Below are 21,623 nucleotides of genomic sequence, written 5' to 3'. Positions count from 1 at the left end.
CGGTGCGTCATGCCGTGGTCAGTCGCCAGAACATGACCTGGGCCACGTAAGGCCCTCGCAGCGGTGGACGGGGCGTGGCAACCCGCGCGACGGCGGGGATCGATCGACCTGGCTACCGCCGCCCAGGAGCCGGGCCCCGGGATCGGGATGTGGAAGACGCCGCGCGATCCGCGATCGCAGCGACCGCGGCGACTCCACCGCGCCGGCGACTGCCTCTGGGTGCAGCCGATGCGGTGGTGCTACCGCCGCGGCGAGACCGCCACGGCGAGCAGCTGCTCGCGGGCCCCGGGGACCGGCCGGCTTCGAGCCGGCGGAGCGCGCTGGGAAGCCTGATGCACGGCCGGCGGTTGACCGTGGTGGCGACGCGCTGTCGGCTGTTGACCACGTGAGTCATCGCCGGCCGGGTGACGCCCAGCGCTTTGCAGGCGTCGGCGACCGGCACCACCAGCCCGTCGCCGTCCGGGTCGGACACGACAGGGCAGGCGGCGAGGTAGGCCTCGACGCTGCCGACGGTGACGTAGCGGTGCCGGGTGCCATCAGGGGCCGGCGCTTGGGTCAGCTGGCCCTGCCGAAGCAGGGTCTCCACGGTGATCCGCGGCAGCCGCAGCCGCCGCGCGGCCTCGTCGAGCAGCATGACCCGACTGGCCGCCTCCTTGCGGCGGGCGACCTCAGCCTCGGCGGCGGCGATGTCGGCCGCGGTGAGCCGGATCGCGCCACCCATCGCACGGTCCGAGGCGAGCACACTGAGCTGGACGAGCAGGGTCCACGTCTGGTGGTAGCTGTAGCCCAACCGCTCGGCGAGGCTGTCCACGGTCGCGGCGCTGCGGGCGAGGTAAGCGTCGACGTGGCTGCGGTCGGTGTACCAGACGCACCGTATCGCCGGGAGGACGGTCAGCTGTGACGTTGCGAGACGCGCGGGGCCTGCTTGTCAAGTGAGTCAGACGTCCCGACCCCGGTCCGCCCCAAGGCGCCGGCTCCCGATGCAGACCAGGGTGTCACGCAACGGCTCGAACCACCGCCGGGCGCAGGTCTTTCGGATTCGCAGCCGGTAGGACTAGCTCGCCACGGCTACATGGGCCTTTACTGGCTGCGGCGCCACGAGCAGCGAGGCGCGGAGCGCAGCACCTGGGGGTCGCGATGAGCCAGCGCGGAGGTGCGACATGATGTCTGACGCCGTCCTCCGGGGTACTCGCCACCACGGGTCAGGCGGCTTCTGGTGCCAAGGGTGCGGCGCCGAGTTCCCAAACCTCACTGCTGCCGGACGCGGCCAGCGTCCACATGTGTGCAAGTACTGCCGCCCGGCCGTCCAACTCACTCCTGGCAGGCGGCCGGCAGGCTGGACTCGACCCACCCCCGGCTGATGTTTTCCGGGTTAGCCGCTGGCGCCAAGAGCCTAGGTCTACGCTTCACCGTCAGCGGCCTACTTCCGTTCATCGTGCTATCCGCATTCGGCTTCGCGATAGCAGTGATCATGGTGGCGGGACCGAACACAGATCCTCTCGACGCACTCAGGGCCGCCGGCGAAAGGTCGGGATGGGCTGGCCTTGCCGTCGGTTTAGTAGCCGCATTCACTCTCGCCGTGGTGACACAACCCTTTCAAATCGGCCTCGTCCGACTGCTCGAGGGCTACTGGGGCGTGGGCGGAAACTCAGCGCAGATCCGCTCTATCGGGGTCGAACGACAGCGCCGCCAGCGCCGTCGACTGCAGCTTGCCCTGCATCGTGCCGAGGAAGCCGGAGAACTCGAAGACGCGGCGGCGTTGAGTGCACGCATCGGTAGGTACCCGCCACCCGAGGAACTTCTGCCTACGGGCTTGGGGAACGCGCTGAGAGCCGGCGAACGGCGTGCCGGAGAACGGTACGGACTCGACACCGTCGCGGCGTGGGCCCGCTTGTTCTACCTGCTGCCGGAACCATTCCAGCGAGACGTAGCAGAACTACACGGTCAGGTGGACGGCAGCGCCAGGCTCAGCGCGTCGCTATTCCTGGCGGGAGCAGCGAGTGCACCCGTCCTCGTAGTTCACGGGTGGTGGAATCTGGTATGGCTCACGGCGTGCGGCCTGGGTGTCGTCGCATACCGCGCTGGAATGGCCGCTGCGACAACCCTGACCGTCGTGCTCTGTTCCGCCTTCGACTTGCATCGGTTCTCGCTGATTGATGCCATGCACCTCCCCATGCCCAACACGCACGCACAGGAGTTGGAGCAGGCCCAGGTCATGGAGCGACTTTGGAACTACTCTCCGAGAGAAGGCGCCATCCCCGTTAGGTATGCCCATCCGACTGCGGGCCGGCCTGCGTCCGCTCAGGGGGCGCGTCGACCCATTCGACGGCGAGACTCCCGCGGCGGCCAGTCAGGCTGACTTCGAGCGTGCCGGGCAGCCCCGTCCTCAATGCAGGGTCTTGCTGCGGTACGTAGATCTGCAAGGTGGGGTTCGAGACCGGAATCGGGACAACGTCCCAACCGGCCGGTATCCGCAACACGATGGAGCCCCCGACCGCTGTTCCGTAGACCTCCGCGCCCCCAGGATGCAATGTGGCGTCCCGCAGGTCGATCGCCGCCTGACCGAACCAGGCTTGGACGTCAACAAGTTGTACGTCTCGCCCGCGACTACGCAGCCGGGCTCGCCGCAAAGCCGCCGACAGCGTGACCCAGTTCTGGTACCGCCGGTCGGAGGGCGACTCCACCACGGCCAGCAGCGCACCCAACAGGATCAGCACCAAACCAGGGGCGAGCCGCATCCAGCTGTCCGGGAGCCGACCGGTGGTGGCCAGCAACAGCCCAGTAGCTGCCAGGCCAATCATGGCCAACGCCGTCAACGGAAGCGAGCGGGCGGTGGAACCGGGGAAGGCGGAACCCAACAGCGTCGTTGCCCGCGCGATCACCCACACCAGCAGAGCCACAGGCCACCAGGGGAGGGCGTCGCTCACCACTCCGGCAGCGCCGCCGAGGCGGTCCATGAGCAACACAACACCGGCCGCGACGAGCGCCAAGCCGACGAGTGTGCGCGTCGTTCGGAGCACTCCGACATCCAACCGGCATGTGCAGGACGCCTATCCATCCGACACACCGACGCAAGGGCGCTAAATGCACCTCGGCGAGCGATCTGGTGGCGCTGTGCGACTGGCTACTCGGTCGGCTGGGGGGCGCAGTGACCGGGTTCCTAGTGCGGCCCGTCGGCTGGCAGGAGTCTTTACGCTGCTGCGCCAGGTGCCTGTCCCGATACCGCTTCGGGGGCCCGGAAATCCTTCCCGTGGCCCTTGGCTAGGGCGGCCGAGGGCACGCAGTGCAGCCCTCGCCGCAGTGTCACGTCGGCCGCCGTGAACCACCCTTCACGGCGGCCGACGTGACGCAGTCGCTGTGTTTGTCCAGCTCAGAGCCTGAATGCCGTTCGGGCGCTCATCGTCACCGTCTCGTCTGCACCGCCCCCGACGGACAGGACGAGTCATGCGTTCCACCACCCGCACCGGCCGCGTGAATCCGCGGCTGGTCGCCATCCTCGCCGACGACGACCCCAGCGGCAGCCCTCCTCCATGGCCCGCACCGGCCGGCACGAACGACCTCGGCGATCGCGAGGCGGTCGCCCGGTTGTTCGCCCACGGCCCCCGCCCGCCGGGTGCCACCCTGGTCCCAGTCGACGAGACGGCCTCGGCCCATCTGCTGCACGAGCTCGCCGTCGCCGAGGAGCTGGCCGGCAACGCGCTGGCTGCCACCACACGGGCCAGCTACACCTCACACGTGCACGGCTTCGCCGACTGGTGCCGTGCCCGCGGCATCGAACCTCTGCAGGCCACCGCGCACCAGGTGGGGCTGCACCTGAGCGGCTACGCCGTTGCTTTCGGCGAGGACGGTCAGCCGCGGCGCACCGCCGACGGCAAGCTGCTCCCCGCCGTCGCTGCGGTGTCGGTCTCAACCCGTCTGGCCGCGATCGACAAGGCGTTCGAGCTGCTAGGGCGGCCCAAGCCCGGCGACGACACGGAGCTGCGCCGGGTTCTGCGCGGCATCCGGCGTACCTTCTCCGTCCGGCCGCGGTACGCGAAGGCAGCGCTGGACCTGCCGCGGCTGAGGCGCGTGCTGACCGTGGTGCACGCGGATCGCTTCGAGCAGCGCCGCGATCGCGCCCTGCTCCTGCTGCGGGTCCGCGCCCGAGCCACGGGCGGGCAGCTGGCCCGGCTGCGGTGGACGGGTATCACGCTCGAGCCGATGCGGGCGACGATCACGCTGCCGCCGGATCGTCGTGGCGGACCGACCCGCGCCGTGACCGTCAGCGCCCATCGCGATCACAGGCTCTGCCTGGTCACCGCGCTGCGAGAGCTTCGAGAGGCGGCGCCGCACCTGACGGAGGTCGCCGTCCACGCCGACGGACGGCCGATGGCGCGGACAGCGGTCTACCAGCTGGTGGATCGCCGCCTGCCGGCCGACCTGGACCTCACCGCACCGCCCGGGCGGCTGGACGCCGCGCTCCGCGCGTTCCTGCAGCCCGACGGGGGCGGCGGCTCGACAGCGTCGCTCCGAGATGCCGCGGCGCTGCTGACCTGCTTCTTCGCGGCACTGCGCCGTACCGAGCTGACCAGTCTGACCTGGGGCGACCTGGCCTGGATCAGCGGCCAGGTCCGGGTGTTCCTGACGCGGTCGAAAGGCGATCAGGAAGGTGAGGGCTACGAGCTGTGGCTGCCCCCGGTCGCCGACTCCCTGATGTGTCCGGTCACGGCGTTGAGCGCGTGGCGCGCTCACGTCGCCCAGCTGACCGGGGCCGACCCGGTGACCCGCTCCCCCGACGCCCCGGTGTTCACCTCCGTCGACCGCTACGGCCGCGCACGCCGCGACCGGTCAGGCCGGCCGCGGCCGCTCAACGACCACGGCTTCAACGAGATGGTGCAGCGTCGCTGCGTCGCCGCCGGCCTGGTGAAGCCCCCGAGCGACCCGGAGGAACGCCGCCAGTGGCGCAGCCCGTTCGGCGGACACTCATGCCGTGTGGGCTTCGTGACTGAAGGCCTGCGGCAAGGCCTGAGCATCGCCGAGATCGCCGAACAGACCCGCCACCGGGACATGAACACCCTGAAGCGGTATCACCGCGAGTACGACCGCCAGCACAACAACACCGCGAAGCGGCTCATCGAGGCCGCCGGACTGGCCCTGGCCGCCTGATCGTGCTCGGCCGCGGACGTCCGAAGACGGCCGCGGCCGAGCCCATCGAGTTTCAGACGGGCAGGAAGAACTCGTGCGAGAACGGATCCACCCGCCGCACGTACACCTCGCAGACGTTGACGTCCCGGTGGAACGACAGCTCGTCGGCGATCTGCCACACCTCCCAGCCGCCTTCGCTGGCGGTGGTGATGCCACCGGCCCGCAGGGCGCGCGTGGCCACCCGCGCCTCGCCAGGCAGGCCGGCGCGTTCCCACAGCCCTTTGACGACCCGGCGACCGTTCTGCCGCGTCATGATCCGCCACTGGCTGCCGTAGTAGGTGGCGAACACCGGCCCGGTGGTCCGCCCCTGCGCCCGGCGCACCACCTCGCGGTGAGCGCGCAACGCACACGCCGGGCACAGCGGATGCGTGCAGATCAGCGCGTCCTCCACGTGCCCAACCTTGAAGTCGTGCCCCTCGCGGTGGTTCTTGACCCGGTCGACCCACACGCCGTAGCCCTGTGGGGTGTCATCCAGCAGGTCAAGCATGAAACGGGACAGCTCGTCGTGTCGGCAGGCGGTGAACACTCCGGCCAGCACGTACGCCCAGTCCCGCACCCGCCGCTGGTAGTGCTGATCGACGTTCGCCAGCAGGAAGCGCAGGTCCTCCGCCGACAACGCGGCCATCGGCCCTGCGACCCGCGAGCTCAGGCCGCTCCGTGCCGCCGCCTGCGACGTCAGTCGCCGCGACTCCCCGCGGGAGCCGGCCAGGGGGTAAGCCGGGTCCGCAGCCTGGGCCAGCGCCACACTCAGCAATGCGTACTCGGTCGGACGGCGCCGGGCGTCAACGATGACACCCTCAGTCCCCGGCGGCATCAGCCGCACCTCGCCGTCGCCGGCCAGCATCGCCGACGCCGGGAGCCGCTCAGCCCACAGCACGTCCGGGTCGTCGAACGCCCGGGCCGGCAGCTCGAGCAGCGGCAGGCCCAGCAGCGCGGAGACGAGCACCACGGCGCGGACACGGACCACCCGGGGATCCTGCGGCGGCAGCTGCGCCAGCGTCTTGCCGATGGTGTCGGCCTCCTGCACCCGCAGGGCGGCCACCTTCTCCTGATCCTGGGCAGCCGCCTCGTCGCGGCTCAACCGCCGCAGGTACTCGGTGCATCCGATCAGAACCGGGTCGGCCAGACCGCGGCGCCGGTGCTCGGCCCGCAGTGCGGCCGGGAACGCCTTCGCATACGAGTAGCGCCAGCCGGGATAGTGCGCGTGCAGGAAGAGTTGCGCGTTTTCGTCATCGGCCGGAAATGCCTCGAGCCCGTTGACCTGGCACCAGGCCGCGAAGCGGCTTGCCCAGCCGCGGTAGTTCTCCGCGGTGCCGTCGGCCAGGCCGCCGGCGACCGACAGCTGGTCGCGGACGACTTGCTCCGCCCGTGCGTCCGCAGCCAGGTGACTGATCGACTTGCTCATGCCACACCCGCCGCACGCGCCAGGGTCAGCGGCGCAGGTCGGGATGCCGCAGCCCGGCTCAGCACGTAGCCGACCGCGACATTGACGTTCTTCTGCCGCATCACCCGCCGCAGCTGGTCCGCCGTGGCCTTGCCCTCTGCCGCCGTCACCGCGAATCCCGTGCGAGTCGAGTGCAGGGTGAACCCGGACACCCCGGCACGCGCCTGCAGCTCCGTGAAGTGCCGCCACATCCAGTTGTAGGTCACCGCCTCGAGCGTGAGATTCGCCCCGCGGGGACAGCGGACCACCAGCGGCAGTTCGTCGGCCGGAACGCTGCCTGCCGCAGCTGCATCCAGGACGGAGAGCCACCGATCGAGGGCGGCGACCGGGTCCAGGCGCGGGTCGACGGCCGGCCGAACACCGAGGACGACGGCCGTCCGCGAGCCCTTCGCCGACTCGATCGTGAGCCGGTAGCCCTTCTCGCTGCGCTGGAGGCAGCCGCGGTGTCGGCGCCGCAGGTCGTCGCTGCGAAGTCCGCGATGCCAGGACAGCAACAGCCCCGCGCGCTGCTGGAGCAGGAGAAGCCCGTCCACGGAGGTGCTGAGCGCAAGGCCTCGGCACAGCCCGGCGAACAGGTGGGTGTCGCCGGCGACGGGCTCGCCGACGACGATCCTGCCGCCGCGGATCTCGATCGGCCAGCGGCCGCGGCCGCTGCGGGCCCGGGTCTCCACGACGCTCCGGGCCCAGAGCTGCTGGGCGCGGTGCTCGACCGCGGTGCGGATCCGGTAGTCGTCTCCCGCGTCGTCACCGGGCTGGATGCCGAACAGGTACGGGGCATCAGCCGGGACCAGCTGGCTGCAGGCCCACAACGCGCAGAACAGGCAGTCGACGTCGCACTTTGCCCCGCCGGCGCACTCGACCGTGAGGATGCTCGCCCCACACGCGAAGGTCGCCTGCGTGGGCGAGGTGAGGTCGAATGCTCCAGGCGGCACCACTGCCACCCGCGACAGCGGCAGCCCCCAGCGGACCGCCGACAGCAGCAGCGCACGCTCGGCTAGACCGGTCGGCGTCCACGACGGCTCGACCGCCACCAGAGCACGGACGTCGTCGGGCGACAGCGGCGGCGCCTTCCGGATCCGATGACCGGCCAAGGCCCGCCGCAGTCCCCGGCGCACGGTCTGTGCCCACAGATCCTCCGTCGGACTGGATACCCCGCGCGACCGGTGCTGCCACGCGATAGCGGCCCATGTCTGATCGACCGTGCTCATGGCCAGCGGTGCGGGCGCCACACTCTCGTGACTTCCCTCGCCCTCATCCATCGTTGCTCCGACGGCCCCCGTCCGCGCCGTTCCAAGCAGGCCGGCGGCAAGCCAGGCGCCCAACACCTGCGGCGACATCGGGAACCAAGGGACTCCCCGGCGGCGGCACCAGATCTCGACCCTGCGAAGGCACCGTTCGTAGGTCGCGACACTGGAAGCGGCCACCCGGGGACCGGCCATGTACTGCGTCAGCCGCTCGCTCAACGCGCCCAAGTCGACCCGTTTCGGGACGTAGACATTCGCCGGCCGCCAACCGGGCCGCCTGGTCACGACTGACTCCGTTCGGCCAGGTTCCGCAGGCGCCGCAGTTGCGTGCCCGACAGCGGCACGTCCCGGTCAGCGGCGAACAGGTCCACCGACTCGGCGTTCCGAGGCAGATCCATCGCCCAGCACCAGTCACCGACCTCAGCCCACAACGCACCCCCCTCGCGCTCATCAGCGGTGCGCTGGTCGCCCAGCTCAGCCAACAACTTCAGGATCTGGGTCTCGGCGGCGGAGTCCGGCACCGAGCGGTTCTTCGCGTTCGCGCTCATGCCTGTCGACCGTCCGCAGCGCGTGGACAGACGCACGGGTCTTACCTACGACGCCCCTCCTGCTAAGTCGCACATCGCACCGGCGCCCCATGGAGGGGCACCCGTGCCGATCTCACCCCGCAGCGCCGACCAACCTCGGCCGCCTGACCTCCCCGCTGGCGGCGACAACACCCAAGGCGCACCGCCCCAACGGGTGAACCGCACACCTCCGGCCGATCCATGACGATCTTCTGCCTGTCGGAGCGGTGCCGCACCATTCGGGAGTCGATCTTGATCACCTCGGGAGGTGCTGTTGTCTTCGTACGTTCAGCCGCTAGGGCCCAACCAGGTCATCCACGGCATCCCGATCACCCCGGTGCGCATCCAGCTGCTCGACAGCTGCGAGCTGCGCATCCTGCCGATGCCCGCCAACACCGCTGACCTCCTGCGCGCCATTCACGGCACGCTCCTGTACGGGTTTACCGGCGTCAGCCTCGGTAGCGTGCCGACCAGCTACATCGGCATCTCCGAAGGCGTCAGCGGCAGCCGCGTCGTCCAGTCCCTGAAGCAGCGCACCCCGTACATGGAGTCCGCGGGGCTCGCGCTTCTCAGCCGCCCCCTCCCCTACCGGCTGGACATGCTGCGCGTCCTGGAAGCGGCCACGCTCAAGCGCTCGACCATGCGCACGCGACCGCTGAACACGCAGAGCAACGCCCGCGAGGCATACCGGCGGCTCACTCCGCCCGAACGCACCCTCGCCGACGCCCTCGGGCAACAGATCTCTGACGCGATCACCGTCTACGCCCTCGGCGGAGCGCACGCCACCGCGCCCTGCCACTACCCCAACGCCCGCGACTTCGCCGCCGCACTCATCCACCGCCTCGGCGGACGCGCCGTCGACACCGCCCAGGTCGTCTCCATGCTTCTGGCCGCCGGCGCACCGCTCACCGCGAAGGAGAAGCTGTTCGTCACCCGGCGAGACCTCCTCATCCGCGAAGCCGAGACAGGCAACCCCCGCATCGGGCACTTCAAGGTCGAAGACCTTGCCGTCTACTTCCCCGCCTCCGTCACGCCGCAGCAGGCCCGCGCCGACTACGCCGCCCAGCGCAACGGCCGTCGCCGTCGCAGCCGGCTACCAATCCCCGCGCCGGCGACCACGACCTGGTGCCGCTGCCCCTACTGCAGCCCCATCACCGCCTTCTCCACCTGCTCCTCCCCGACCCCCGCCTCCGTCCTGAAGACCGCATAGCCCCACCCCCGTCGCTCAAGACCGCGTAGCCCCTCCCGGACGACGTGTCCGCTGGGCAAGCGACGACCACATCGGAGGCCTCCGACGAGCAGCAACCCCACCCCCGAACCCAGCTCCACATCGGCACCGCCAGGCAGCACTCCCCTGCCGGCGTCACACCAGGCCAGTCCCCCGCGCACACCAGGTCATTGGCGGTGGCGCCGCACGCGCTTCGGCTGGGCGTCCTACCACGCGATCCCGGACGGACCACTGGGCGAAGACGGCGGGTTCGTCATCGTCGGCCGCCAGGAACGGGTCAAGCTGCCCTGCCCCATCTGCGGGCGACCGAGGGCCCCGTGGCGAGCCGCCGTCGGCCTGCCCGCCCCGTTCCCACTCATCCTCCCCGGCCCAGGGAGCGGCTGCACCCGCGTCCACGCAGCCGACACCGTCCCCACCGGGTGGCCCGGCATCGCTCAGGTGTTCAAGCAGATCGCCGACCAACTCCGGAACGACCCCGAGGCGACACAGTGGCACGGACGCCTTGCCGCCCAGCGCACTCTCCAAGGCGACCGTGCCCAGTGGCTGTCCACGCAGCCGCCAGCGGCCAGACGGTTGGCGCTCCGCCTGTGGAAGGACAACGAACACCTCGACGTGCCAGACACCGGCACCGTCGTCTCCGGGCTGCTCAGCGGGCCACCCGCGTCATAGCTCGGAGGCGAACCCGCACGCGATGGACTCCTGCGCCATCCGACCCAGGCTCCAGGCTTCACAGAACCGTGCCGACACCCGGAGGGGTGCAGCCAGCATCAGCACCCGACACGGGGATCCCCATCCACGATCACACCTCCGATGGTTAGCCGGCGAACGCGTACCTCCCCGGAGGCACCGCGCACGCCCGGCGCGCCGCCAGTTCGGCCACGGTGGACTGCGTTCGCACCTACTGCTCGGCCGCGGCGAGGAAGCCACCGGCGGCCGAGACAAGAACGCCCTGCCCGCCGACGGCCTGGGAGCCGTTCTCGGCGCCATCCACTTCGACGCCGGCCAGCAGGTCCTGATCCCGGCGGCGTTTGGCGTGGACGCTGCCCCGCAGGAAGGCGCACGATCATCCGAGGTCCGAGGTCCGAGGTCCGAGGCGCCGAGGACACCGGCCACGGTTTCGGCCACCTGAAGGGAAGGAGCGGCGTGCACGGCGACGGGGCTTTGGTCGACGTGGTCGGTGCCGAGATCGTCGCCGGCTACGTCTTGCGGCTGGAGTTCAGCACCGGCGAGGTCGGCGAGGTCGACGTCGAGGACCTCCTGCATGGACCGGCGTTCGAACCCGTCCGCCGTGACTACGCCACCTTTGCCGCCGTCCGAGTCGATGCCGACGCCGGCACCATCGCGTGGCCGAACTCCGCCGACCTGTCCCCGGACGCTCTGTACGCGAAGGCGCGCAAGGTCCGACGCTGCTGACCGCCGAGGCTTCGGGGCACGGCACGGTCCCAAAGCTCGAACTCGGTCGGCGCGTGGTCACGATTCAGCCTGACCAGCCGAGTACTGACCTCGCGCTCGTTGGCGCGACTCGACACTCCTATGGCCAATCTCTGGACTTCGGCCGCCATCGGCCCGTCCACGAACATGGTGACGGCGGCGTCGAGGTCACTGACGTCGAAGCTGGCGTACCTCTTGCCTTGGATGGCCTCTATTTCGTTCTGCGCGTTGAGGCCGATGGCGTCCAGTCCGTATTGCGCCTGTCCAGGGTTGCCGAATAGCCGGACCGGGCGGAGTCCCTGCACCTCGCGCCCGACGCGCAGGAGAAGCCGCTCGAAGTCGGACCACTCCCTCCCGTGCGTGGGCAACAGCGCCAACTGCGGGTCGACGGGTGTCTCGGTGACCCGGTTCGGCGGCCCGAACCTCGGATCATCGTCTGCGAGCGCGTAGGGCGAGCGCGCGTCCCCAGACTCAGCGGGACCTTCGGCGGTCCCGGACATCGTGTCCCTTCGTTGCGTTGCGGCTCAGCGCAGTGTCGTTCGACCGGTAGCGGCTCGAACCGCTCCCCTACTCCACCCAGCGCGAGCGTTATAGAGCGGTTCCGCCTGCACGGGGCGACTGGACCAGCTGGAAGTCACGGCCGGTCTCAGCAGGGCCAGTACAGCACCGTTCGACCGCAGTTCATCGCCGCCCAGCTCCCACATCTGGCCGGTAGAGCAGCCGGAGTCCCTGGCCAGCGAAGGTGAACAGTCCTCGGCTCTCGGGCGCAAAGGGGTTCCGCAGCTGCACGATGCGTCGTTCGGTCGTGAGGACGTCGGTGACCACCAGAAGCCGCCACCGGTTGTTGCGCGAGTGCGCCTGCGCGGTCAACACCTCGCTTTCCCCCAACCGAATCTCGCCGCCGTCCTGTGTCGTCGACTTGACCTCGTACATGACAGCCCCACTCCTGGTGGGAACGATGAAGTCGTAGCCGAGGCCGTCGTCGCCGAGTGCACCAGGGAAGGCCTTCGCCCGATTGGTCGAGACCCAGCAGTCGTCGGTGAACTGATCTGGGTACCGCTCAGCGAGCCAGTGATAAGCCAACCACTCCCCCGCGAAACCGATGGCGTTCAGCTGCTGGTCCGAGGCGCGCACAGCGGCGCCGCGACCGCCACCGCTGGGTTCGCCGGTCCCTGACCGGCGCGCCGTCGTGGGACTGGGCGCCAGGCGTGTGTAGCGCGCCTGTGTCTGTAAGAACGACGGTGCGTCGTCGAGCGATCTGAGCAGCCGCTCGCGCAGTTCCGCGTATCCATCACCGATGTCGATCGGCTCGCCGTCGACCGCCACGGTCCGCCGGGCCCGCCGCCGCTCCTGCCTCGCCTGCTCCTCATCGCTGAGCTGCGTCGCCAAGTCGGCGTCGGTGAGCCCAAGTGCTGTCAGGTCCGTCGTGAGCGGCATGTCCTTCGGCCAAGCCTCGACGGCGAGGGTCCAGGCGAGGACGTCGCCGGCATGGAGTGGACGGAAGTCCAGCGCGCCGGCCCGGTCGAGGGCCTCGACGACGGGTCGAACATCCGTTGCGTCGGACCAGCCCACGGGCAAGGAATGGTGGTTCTTTCGACACCAGGCGTGGACGACAGGAGTTGCATCCGCGATTACCCGCTCGGCTGCAGCCACGTTGGCCCGGCGGGTGGGCTCGACGGGAGGCAGAGCCGGGCCGGTCTCCGGCAACGGCCCTCCGTTCGCCAAGACGAGTTGCCGCTCTGCTTCGGCGAGGACGTCGTGCTCGGGGATGTCGTCCCGGATCTGGGCCCACGCCGGGTCCGGCGAAAGCCGCAACCGGTCCCGAAGCAGTTTCCATCCCGGGATCGGGACCTGCGCGGCCTGACCGTCCAGGTGAGCCCAGCGGAGCCGGTCCAGCAGCTCGGGCCAGTGCCGGAGGACGCCGAGTTCGAAAGTCTCCTGGTGCTGAGAGCCGTAGTCGATCCGCGGACGGGGCGGATCCAGCCTGTCGAGCGCGTTGTTGATCCCGGCCAGTGGGATGCCCTGCCCCCTGCGTAGCGCGTCGAGGTCCTCTGCTGCCCGAGCGGCGTGCAACAGCCGGTCCGCGTCATCGGCGGGGCGTCCCGCCACTGCGCCTGCGGCACGCAGATACTGCTCGAGCTGCTCGTCGGTCGACGGCGCACTCGGCACCGTGAGCGCTGCCGCGGCCGCCGGTCCCCACAGGTGAAACACCACGGGCTCGAGCCGCTCCAGGGTGCTCTCCACCCCGCTGCCGAGCTGGCTGATCGTCCGACGGGCAAGGTCGGGCTCAATGTCGCAGGCTTCGGCAAGGAACTCCGGGGACGCATCGTCCTGCACTGGGTGCCCGGTGCGGCTGAGTCGGAAGATCGCCAGCTTCAGTTCGGTGGCCAGGCGCGGATAGTCGAGCAATCGCATCAGGGGTTCGGCCACCGCGTCCAGCGTCTCCCACGAGAGCGGCTGATCAACGTCCCGCTCCATCACGAGAGTCGGGCACATCTCGTGCGGCACGGGGAGGACGCCGCGAAGGCGGGCCGGCGGCTGCCGGACGTCCGACCCGACCCGGACGGTGACGCTGCCGGCTGTCGCGAGCCGCAGGCGGCGGACGCGTTCCCCGAAGGACCGCAACGCCGATTCACCAGGGCGCTCGTGGGCAGGCGTCCGGTGCTCGAGGATCATGAACAGCACGGCCCGCAACCACGGCAGCTCCTCGAGCAACGACGGACGGCTCGCCGTCGGCTCGAAGTCGGTGCCGTCCAGCTGGACCTGAAGGCCCAGCTGGGCAGGTCGCACGGCGCCGTCCGGCGACCAGTCGCTGATCCGGGCACAGGCGGCATCCGCTGCGGTGTCCAGCTCGAGGACCGGCATCCCGAAGTCGGCGGCGGCCCGCCGGAGGAAGTCGTCGTCGCTGTCGTCGGTCACCACGATGGGTCGGTCGGCCGTTAGGTCGGTGACCGGGAGGATACTCAGCTCGCCAGTGATACGGACGATGAGCCGTTCCGCCGTGAACCCGGGCGCTCCTCCGGTGCGTTGCAACGCCTGCCGCCACGCCGCGCGGTAGGCGTTGTGCACCTGGGGCACGGCCGCCGCGTCAACGTCGCCGCGGGCGAGGATGGCGGGGAGGTGATTGACGAGCCGGGGTGCATCCGTCGGGTTGTTCCATACCCCCATGCCCGCCTGCCGGAGCCGCCGCAGGGCGGTCGGCATCTGGTCCAGAAGGGCCCGCAGCTCGCTGGCGACCAGCCAGGCGTACCTCGGGGGCGCAGCGTCGTGCCCGCCCACAAAGTGCCAGCACTCCTGGGCGGCCACGAACTGGCCCTCTGCGGTGCCGGCCTTGCGTACGTTCATCCAGCGACCGCTCGCGATGAAGACCGCCAGCGGGGTCGGGATGTGCTGCGCGTTCTTGTCACCGGGGCGATCCCGCTGCCACACGGTCACAAGGTGGCTTTCCGGCCATGCTTCGAGCCCGGCCACGATCAGCCGTCCGTAGGCCCGTCGCACGGCCGGCGGTAGCAGTTCGACAGCCCCCTGCCCCGGCAGCCAGGTCAGCACACCGTTCGTCTTGTAGGGAGTGTCCCGAAACCAGCCGTATGGCTCCACGGTCCAGCCGGTCGACCAGCCGGCGACAACGTCCTCCGGGAGACCAGCTGCACCGGTGAGCCTTTCGCGAGTGAGATCGCGGCCCTTGAGCTCCCGGCTGTCACGGAGCTCGAGGACCGGCAGCAGATCGGTCACACCGAGCCGCCGCAGGAACCCCACCCAGGCGGTCACGTCATCCGTCGGCCGGAGCAGGGCTGAGGGGGCGGGCAAGAGCCTCGTGGCCAGGTCCGCCAGCTCGCCTGACACGTCGCCCGAAGAGGCCACCGCCTGCAGGTCCGCCCCCCGGGTGTCCGGCCAGTCGGCGGAGAACAGCGCGCGGGCGGCGTGCACCAGGTCCCCGGACAGAGACGGGAGCCGCACGTTGGAGTCGCCCAGCGGGAGGCTCGTGGAGGGGCGGCTCCGCTGGAGGTTGAACAGGAATCGGAGGCCGTCCTGGTGGGCGGCGGGGCTACTCGTCTCCGTCAGGACGGCGCGGAGCTGGTCGGCCACGCTGCGGGCATCGAACTTGCGAACCAGCCGGTTGTTCTGCAGGAATGTCCGGGCGCGGGTGGGCTGGCGGTTCTCGTCGTGCCAGACGAGGTCGGGGTGGAGAAAGAACAGCCGGTTCTTCAGGATCCGCGGCAGGTCGAGGTCGACGTCCGGGTCGACCTCGTCCTCATCCTCGATCCGCTGCCGCACCGGGGGGAAGAAAGCGGCCGCGCGGGCCGCGCGGGGGGCGCGCCGTCCGGTGCCGGTCCCTGTGGCGGACGGCACCCGGCCCCCGACCAGGGGGACCGGCACACGGGGGGCGGGCGGAACCAGGCAGGGCTGCAGGGTGCGGTCCTCTGCCAGCAGCAGTTGGCGGCCGCCCAGCTCCCGGGCCCCCGTCTCAGTAGGGAACAGCCCCGCGAGGTCGTCGTAGAGCAGTTCCCACTGTGCAATCGGCAACGACTCAGCCAGACAGCGGGCCGCCATCGTCTCCACCGCCGCGGCGAGGCGCTCGGCCGGGAGGTCGAGGTCTTGGCCGAGGGCCGCCATGGTGTCCCGGAGTCGGCGGACTCGCTGAACCCCGAGACTGGCACGGAGACACCGGATACCGGCGACCTTCTCCGCCCGGGCCGCCGTCAAGACAACCCATGGACCGTCGGGCCAGTGGGCCGCGTCGGCCATCGAGAGGGCGTCGCCACGACCGGGAAGGACCGGCAGGGTCGCCAGTGAAGCCCCGTCTGGCCGGGCGCACTGCAGGTGCCCGACGTACCGGTCCGACCAGCTCACAAGGTCGGTCACAGCGGCGGCCATGGCGTCGGCCTCCGAATCCTCCTCAGCCGTCGGGGACGTCGCCGCCAGCAGCGCCACCGCGGCGTCGACCGCCAGGTCGCCGGCGACGTCCAACAACATGCTGTTCAGCGGATGCGACGACTCGATACCGGTCCGCGAGTAGTCCGTGTAGAACGGCGCGTGCAGGTGGCCGGGCATGGGCGAGATCGCGTCCTCGCCCATCGGCAGGTAGGTATAGAGGCGACGCTCGTAGGTGTCCCATCCGAAGGACACCGCCAGGGACACCTCGGCCGGCGCCTCCCACTTCAGCCACTTGTCCTTGAGCCGCTCGGCGGCCACCGCGGCCTCGATGGTGGCGCGCAGCCGTCCCGGGTCGACGGTCCGGGTGACGACGAGGAACTGCTCGCCGTCCCCCACCGTGACCAGTTCCGCCGTGGGGTCGGCCGGGCCGAGAGGAATGACTGTCACGGCGCGGTCAAGGTGCAGCTCGGTCGTGCCCTGGCCGTTGCACCGGACGAGGGAGAGCCGCTCAATCCGGGTTAGGAACAGGACGACGGGAACCTCGCTCGCGCCCAGCTCATCGAAGCGATTCCCAGCCTCCGCTGCAGCGACCGCGCTCCGCAGTGGGAGCCGCAGCACGGAGCTGAAGCCCTCGTCCCTCAGCCGCCGCACCATCGCGGGAACGTCGCCGATCGGGACGGGAACGGTGTAGCGAGAAACGTCGGCGAGGACAGAGTCCAGCAGCGCCTCGTCCGGCACCATCCGCCGAAGGTCGGAGTCGTCCGCGAAGCGGAAGCAGTACCCCTCCGCCGTGAGGTCGGCGGGATCCCCGCTGTAGATCTCCGGCGATTCGCAGACCTGCAGCACGCTCTTGAACCCGACGCCCTTGTTCCCGATTCCCTCCCCCACCGGCTTGCTGCTCAGGCCGAGGTTGCTGATCGCCCGGAAGGCCTCGAAATCGAATCCGCGTCCCCGGTCCGCGGCGTAGACGGTGCCGTGCGGCCCCTCGGTCTCGTCGAGCAGCAGGAGTACCCGGCCATCTGTCGCCCCAGGCGTGTGGGCGTCGTGAGCGTTCTGCAGAAGCTCCAGGAAGAAGCGGCCGCCGTACTCCGTTGCCGTCTCCTCGATCAGGCTCTTCACGCTGCGGTGCGAGTCACTGCGGTCCCTGGTGTCCAGGTAAGACTGGACCACGCCGGCCCCTCGAGTGCGGACCTCATGCGCGAAATCGCGGGCGTGCGACGTCGGCAACCCCGCGTCCCGCTCTACCAAGCCACCAGCAGACTCCACCGGACTCACGAGGCCGTCCTCTCAACCTTCCCCAGCCCTCCCGGCCATCCGCCGCTGGAGCGCGCGCCACCGTGCGCGCACCGCAGACGTCAGGCCGCCGCCCCCCATGGCCGGCTCGGGAGATTTCGCCGAGCATCGCAGGGCGCACCGACAAGGTCACGTTGCGGCTCACGTCACCCACGGGCGAATCCTGGAAATCCACACCAGGCGCAGCTGCCCCGGATGTCTCGCCGAATCCGGGCGGGCACTCTCGAGCCGACTTTCTGCGTGACCGGCCAGGGCCTGCAGCCCCACGACCGGCCCGGTCTCCGGACGAGCCCGCGCCGACTCCGCTGAACATGGGCGACGTAGCAACTCACCGCGCACGGTGCAACGAGGGGCTTCCCGTCCAATCGGACGGGAGGCCCCTCGTCAGTTCGGTCAGACCCCACGTTGACAGCCGGGCGCTACTGCGCGGCCGCACCCACCGACGTTGGCCATTCCATCTGTCCGGCTGACGCAGCGAACGCGCATAGCGTGGAAATGAGGCGCATCTCTTCGACGTCCCTTCCCTGACTGTCCAGCAGTTCCTCGGTGCAAATGAGGTAGGCCAGGCACCGGGCCCGGCTGACGGCGACGTTGAGCCGGTTGCGCGAGAACAGGAAGTCGGCGCTGCGGGGCATGTGCTCGGCGCCGGAGGTGGCCATGCTGAACAGGACCACCGCCGCTTGCCGTCCCTGGAACTTGTCGACGGAACCGACGGCGACGCCCCGGGTCAATGGGTCGGCCTCGAGGCGCTCGCGGAGCAGGTGCACCTGGTCGTTGTAAGGCGCGACGACGAGAAAATCCCGGACCGTGAGCGGCGCCGCCTCGCCCTTCTGGTTCACCCACTTGGTGCCCAGCAGCCGCCGGATCTCGGCGTGCACCAGGTCGACCTCCTCCGCGGCGGAGGTCGAGCACCCCTCGTGCTCCGCCCGGAGCCAGCGCAGGCCGGTGCCGAACTCGGTGCTCTGGCCCGCGCAACTGTCGTGGCTGCTGAGCCGCCCCTCGTAGATGTGGTCGGAGATGAACGTGCAGACGTCGGGGTGCATGCGCCGTGTCTCGGTGAGGAACACCCCGCGCTCGCGCGGCATGGTCTTCGCGTCGCCGAGCAGGTGCTGGAGCGCGCTGCCACCGCTGGTTCCGGGGTGCGACGCCTGCGCCACCTGGGGCAGCTGTAGAGGGTCGCCGAGCAGCAGCAGGTTGCCGGCCGAGCGACAGGCGGCCAGCGTATCGGCCAGCGACAGCTGGCCCGCCTCGTCCACGACGAGCACGTCGACCGGCTGGGTGGCCAGGTCGGGACCGGAGAAGAGCCAGGTGGTCCCTGCCACCAGGTTGAAGGTCGCCTTGGCGGCCGCCCTGTTAGAGCTCACATAGGTGACGTCCGGCAGGGAGCCCGTGCCCGCCGCGCCGACCTTCTTCACCGCCTGGAGCCGGTCCAGCTCCCCCCGCTCCTGGAACAACTCGACAACTGCTTCGAGCAGGTTGTCGATGGCGTGGTGGCTGAAGGCGGTGATGCCGACGCGCTTGCCCGCGGTGATGAGCGCGTGGATCTGTCGCGCTCCGCGGAACGTCTTGCCCGTCCCGGGCGGTCCTTGCACGGCGACGCAGGTCCCGTCGAGCGCGGTCGTCCAGGCGAGCATGTCGTCGAGGTCGTCGGTGAAGACGCCGCCCGCGGGGCCTCGCCCGGGCACGAAGCGCGGCAGGTCACGGCGCAGCAACGCCATGGCGACGGGGCTGGGCGTCGCCGCGGGGTCCAGCACCGCGTCCGCCAGCTCGGACAGGGCCGCCGGCTTGGGGTTCGGGCTGATCCAGTCGTTGGCGGCGACCACCGTCGGCAGCACACCACGCTCGGCCAGCGCGTCCGACCAGAGCAGGTCGAGCTCACGCGTGTCGGCGTCGAGCCGGCAGACGCTCGCGTAGGCCGGCGGGCCGTCGACGACCGGGAAGAGAACGGTCTTGTCGACGTCGGCGCTGTCCTGCGGCGGGAACCGGAACCGCATCGCCGGCGTGATCGGATTGCCGCTGGCGCCCAGGCGCTCCACCAGCCCGACCGGCTCGAGCCCCGCGAGCACCGACGGATCCTCCAGCAGGTCAGCGGTGTCGCCTGCGCAGGTGGCGAGCCGGGGGGCCAGGTAGGCCTTCCACTCCCGGCGCCAGTACCCGAGCACGTCGCCGAGCAGGTGCTCCGGCGTGTCCGCGCCGTGGGCGTGGAGCTGCTCGACGCGGGCGTCGAGCTCGGGGAGGTCGCCGGCCGGGTCGAGCACGGCCGGCCGCCAGGACAACTCCGCGGGACGGTGCTCGACCAGCCAGTCGCGAAGGGCCCGGGTCGCCCGCACGTCGTCCTCGTTGTAAGCGGCGATGGCGTCTAGGGCGTCAGTCGCTGCCGTGGCCATCCACCGCTCGTACTCGACGACGGCACCCGCGCCCCGGTCGATGTCGTGACCCCGCTCGTAGCCGGTGAGCCGCTCCAGGGCCTTGAGCCCGTAGGACTCGGCGCCCACCTGGACGGCGTTGCGGGCGACGACGAGCAGGTCGACGAAGGCGCCGGTCTCGACGAGCTCCATGAGGGCAACCTCGCCTACGCCATGCTGCGCCGCCAGCTGCTCCAGCGAGGACCGCTCGGTGTGGTTGTAGTGGTAGACGTGCATCCGGGGGAACTGCTCGCGCCGCTCGCGCAGGTAGGCGATCAGCCCGGCCACCGCCGCGCCCTCCTGCGCCCGATCGTGCGCCCACCAGGTGCGGTACTCCCAAGCGCCCAGCGGGGTGCGCTCGATCAGCCCGAGCAGGAAGAACAGCCCCGCGTCGGGGCGCCAGAACGGGTGCCCCTCGAAGTCGAGGAAGACGTCGCCGTCGTCCGGCTCGGGCAACAGGGCGAAGCCGTGGCCCCAGCCCGGCTCTTCGCCCGCCTCGATGAGCAGGAACGGCGGACGTTCCCCTTCCGGCTGCAGGCGGGCCTCCCGCTGCAGCCGAGCCTGGGTGACGACACGGGCCTGCCGCTGCTCCGGCACTCCCGGCACGACGTCCTTCTGCTCGGCGAGAGCCTCGAGGGTGCGCACGCCCGCCTCCTGCAGCAGCGCGCGGTCGGCGCTGCGGAGCCCGGCAACGAACACGAGGGAGTCCGCGGCGCGCCAGCTGTGGTCACAGACGTCGACGAACTCGCAGAAGGTGCAGTGCTGGCAAGGCTCCGGCACGGCGGCACCGGTCGCGACCTCCAGCTCCAGCACGCGCGCCAGCCGAGCACGCAGGCGCTGCCAGTAGGCGTGGAAGTCCGCCACCAGCAGCGACTCGACCTGGCCGGAGCCGAGCCACAGGTGCATCCGGTCGGGGCGCCTGCCGGTCGCCGCTTCGATCGCCTCCGCGTAGAACGACAGCTGCAGCACGTGCCCGGGCTTGGCCGCCTGCCGGGCGAGCTTGGCGTCGACCGGCTCGATCGAGACGGAACCATCCGGCGCTACGACCCGCAGCAGGAAGTCGGCGATGCCGCGAATGCCGCCGTGCATCAGCGGCACCTGGTAAAGCACGTCCCAGTCGTCATCGGTGAAGGGATCTCCAACGCGCGCTACCCAGGCGGCGAAAGACTCCCGGGGCAACCGATCGGGGATGGTCCGTACCCGCAGGCCGCGGTCGATGTACTCCCGCCGACACGCCTCCTCGTGGGCCAGCCCCTTCTCCGCGAGCAGCCGGGCGAAGGAGCTCATCCCCGCGGGTGGTCGCTCCCGCAGCCCCTCCTCGACCTGATGCTTGAGATCGAGGTACGCGGCGCACTCAAGCCACGCCGTGATCTTGGAAGGGGTGAGCGTGCGTTCGACCATGCTGCGTGCCTCACAAGTGCCGACCGGGTGGGGAGCTTGCTCGCCGGCCTGCGGCGACTCGCTGGACCGAGGCTCTCAGGCAACGGCCACTATGAGGAACAGGCGCGACCGACTCGGCCCGAAGGAACAGGCGAGCCGGTGCCCACCTGGTCACTGATGGGCTGCGCCCCGGGGGCCATTCGTCGCGCACGGCACCGTCCTCGCGAACCCGACGGCGACCTGGGCTGCTGCGGCGGGTGCGGAAGCGCTGCCCTACGGGCTGACGTACGACCGCGTCGCCCAGAGGAGCCGGGGCGCTGACTCGCGATCTTGTCGGGTCAGCGCGCTACGGTCCGAACATGTCCACGAAGCCGCGTACACCGCGCTCCACTCCCCCAGCGGGGGCAGCCGGTGGGACGGCTCCCACTTCACGGTGCCCAAGTCCCCCCTCGGACACTTCGAAGTGGGCGGCTGCCCACCTCCCAGACCTGACCCGAGCCCCTCTCGGTCCACAGACGGCCACCGTCCCGGGGGACCAGGGCACGGCAACCATCCCGCCGGCACCGCCCGCGC

The 21,623-nt window shown here is 70.6% G+C and carries 10 protein-coding genes; 3 read left to right on the top strand and 7 right to left on the bottom strand.

The window, feature by feature from the left end:
• Positions 1-112: 112 nt before the first annotated feature.
• Positions 113-811, bottom strand: a complete 699-nt coding sequence (locus ACI799_RS01520; RefSeq protein WP_456612239.1) for a hypothetical protein — start codon at positions 809-811, stop codon at positions 113-115.
• 1,450 nt (positions 812-2,261) lie between these two features.
• Positions 2,262-2,990 carry a hypothetical protein gene (locus tag ACI799_RS01515; protein ID WP_456612238.1) on the bottom strand — a complete coding sequence of 243 codons (729 nt, stop codon included), beginning with the start codon at positions 2,988-2,990 and terminating at the stop codon, positions 2,262-2,264.
• Positions 2,991-3,444: 454 nt separating this feature from the next.
• On the opposite strand from ACI799_RS01515, the gene ACI799_RS01510 reads away from it, so the two are divergent.
• Positions 3,445-5,145, top strand: a complete 1,701-nt coding sequence (locus tag ACI799_RS01510) for a tyrosine-type recombinase/integrase (RefSeq protein WP_456612237.1) — start codon at positions 3,445-3,447, stop codon at positions 5,143-5,145.
• 52 nt (positions 5,146-5,197) lie between these two features.
• Here ACI799_RS01510 and ACI799_RS01505 read toward each other — a convergent pair whose 3' ends face one another.
• From ACI799_RS01505 to ACI799_RS01495, 3 genes are read right to left on the bottom strand one after another with little or no spacing between them, the layout of a single operon-like run.
• Positions 5,198-6,589 carry a hypothetical protein gene (locus ACI799_RS01505; protein ID WP_456612236.1) on the bottom strand — a complete coding sequence of 464 codons (1,392 nt, stop codon included), beginning with the start codon at positions 6,587-6,589 and terminating at the stop codon, positions 5,198-5,200.
• Positions 6,586-8,157, bottom strand: a complete 1,572-nt coding sequence (locus ACI799_RS01500) for a hypothetical protein (RefSeq protein ID WP_456612235.1) — start codon at positions 8,155-8,157, stop codon at positions 6,586-6,588. Before ACI799_RS01500 ends, ACI799_RS01505 begins: the two co-directional genes overlap by 4 nt.
• The gene (locus ACI799_RS01495; protein WP_456612234.1) at positions 8,154-8,420 is read right to left on the bottom strand and encodes a hypothetical protein; all 267 of its coding nucleotides are present in this window, start codon (positions 8,418-8,420) and stop codon (positions 8,154-8,156) included. Before ACI799_RS01495 ends, ACI799_RS01500 begins: the two co-directional genes overlap by 4 nt.
• A gap of 286 nt (positions 8,421-8,706) precedes the next feature.
• Between ACI799_RS01495 and ACI799_RS01490 the strand changes: the two genes are divergently transcribed.
• Complete coding sequence (locus ACI799_RS01490; RefSeq protein WP_456612233.1) at positions 8,707-9,648, top strand: hypothetical protein; 942 nt, start codon at positions 8,707-8,709, stop codon at positions 9,646-9,648.
• Between the two features lie 1,161 nt (positions 9,649-10,809).
• Positions 10,810-11,079, top strand: coding sequence for a DUF2442 domain-containing protein (locus tag ACI799_RS01485; protein ID WP_456612232.1), 270 nt, complete (start codon positions 10,810-10,812; stop codon positions 11,077-11,079).
• A gap of 699 nt (positions 11,080-11,778) precedes the next feature.
• Here the strand turns inward: ACI799_RS01485 and ACI799_RS01480 are convergent.
• The gene (locus tag ACI799_RS01480) at positions 11,779-17,091 is read right to left on the bottom strand and encodes a sacsin N-terminal ATP-binding-like domain-containing protein (RefSeq protein WP_456612231.1); all 5,313 of its coding nucleotides are present in this window, start codon (positions 17,089-17,091) and stop codon (positions 11,779-11,781) included.
• Between the two features lie 593 nt (positions 17,092-17,684).
• Positions 17,685-21,071, bottom strand: coding sequence for a TM0106 family RecB-like putative nuclease (locus tag ACI799_RS01475; RefSeq protein ID WP_456612230.1), 3,387 nt, complete (start codon positions 21,069-21,071; stop codon positions 17,685-17,687).
• Positions 21,072-21,623: the final 552 nt, after the last annotated feature.

It is taken from the genome of Blastococcus sp. SYSU DS0753 (assembly GCF_054051175.1).
The sequence above is the reverse complement of the archived record's forward strand: the minus strand, read 5'-3'. Positions and strand labels throughout refer to the sequence as shown.

What these genes read in the sequence shown, in the direction of transcription:
- ACI799_RS01495 (WP_456612234.1), bottom strand. Translation starts at nt 8,420, where the DNA reads ATGAGCGCGAACGCGAAGAACCGCTCGGTGCCGGACTCCGCCGCCGAG.
- ACI799_RS01475 (WP_456612230.1), bottom strand. Translation starts at nt 21,071, where the DNA reads ATGGTCGAACGCACGCTCACCCCTTCCAAGATCACGGCGTGGCTTGAG.
- ACI799_RS01505 (WP_456612236.1), bottom strand. Translation starts at nt 6,589, where the DNA reads ATGAGCAAGTCGATCAGTCACCTGGCTGCGGACGCACGGGCGGAGCAA.
- ACI799_RS01510 (WP_456612237.1), top strand. Translation starts at nt 3,445, where the DNA reads ATGCGTTCCACCACCCGCACCGGCCGCGTGAATCCGCGGCTGGTCGCC.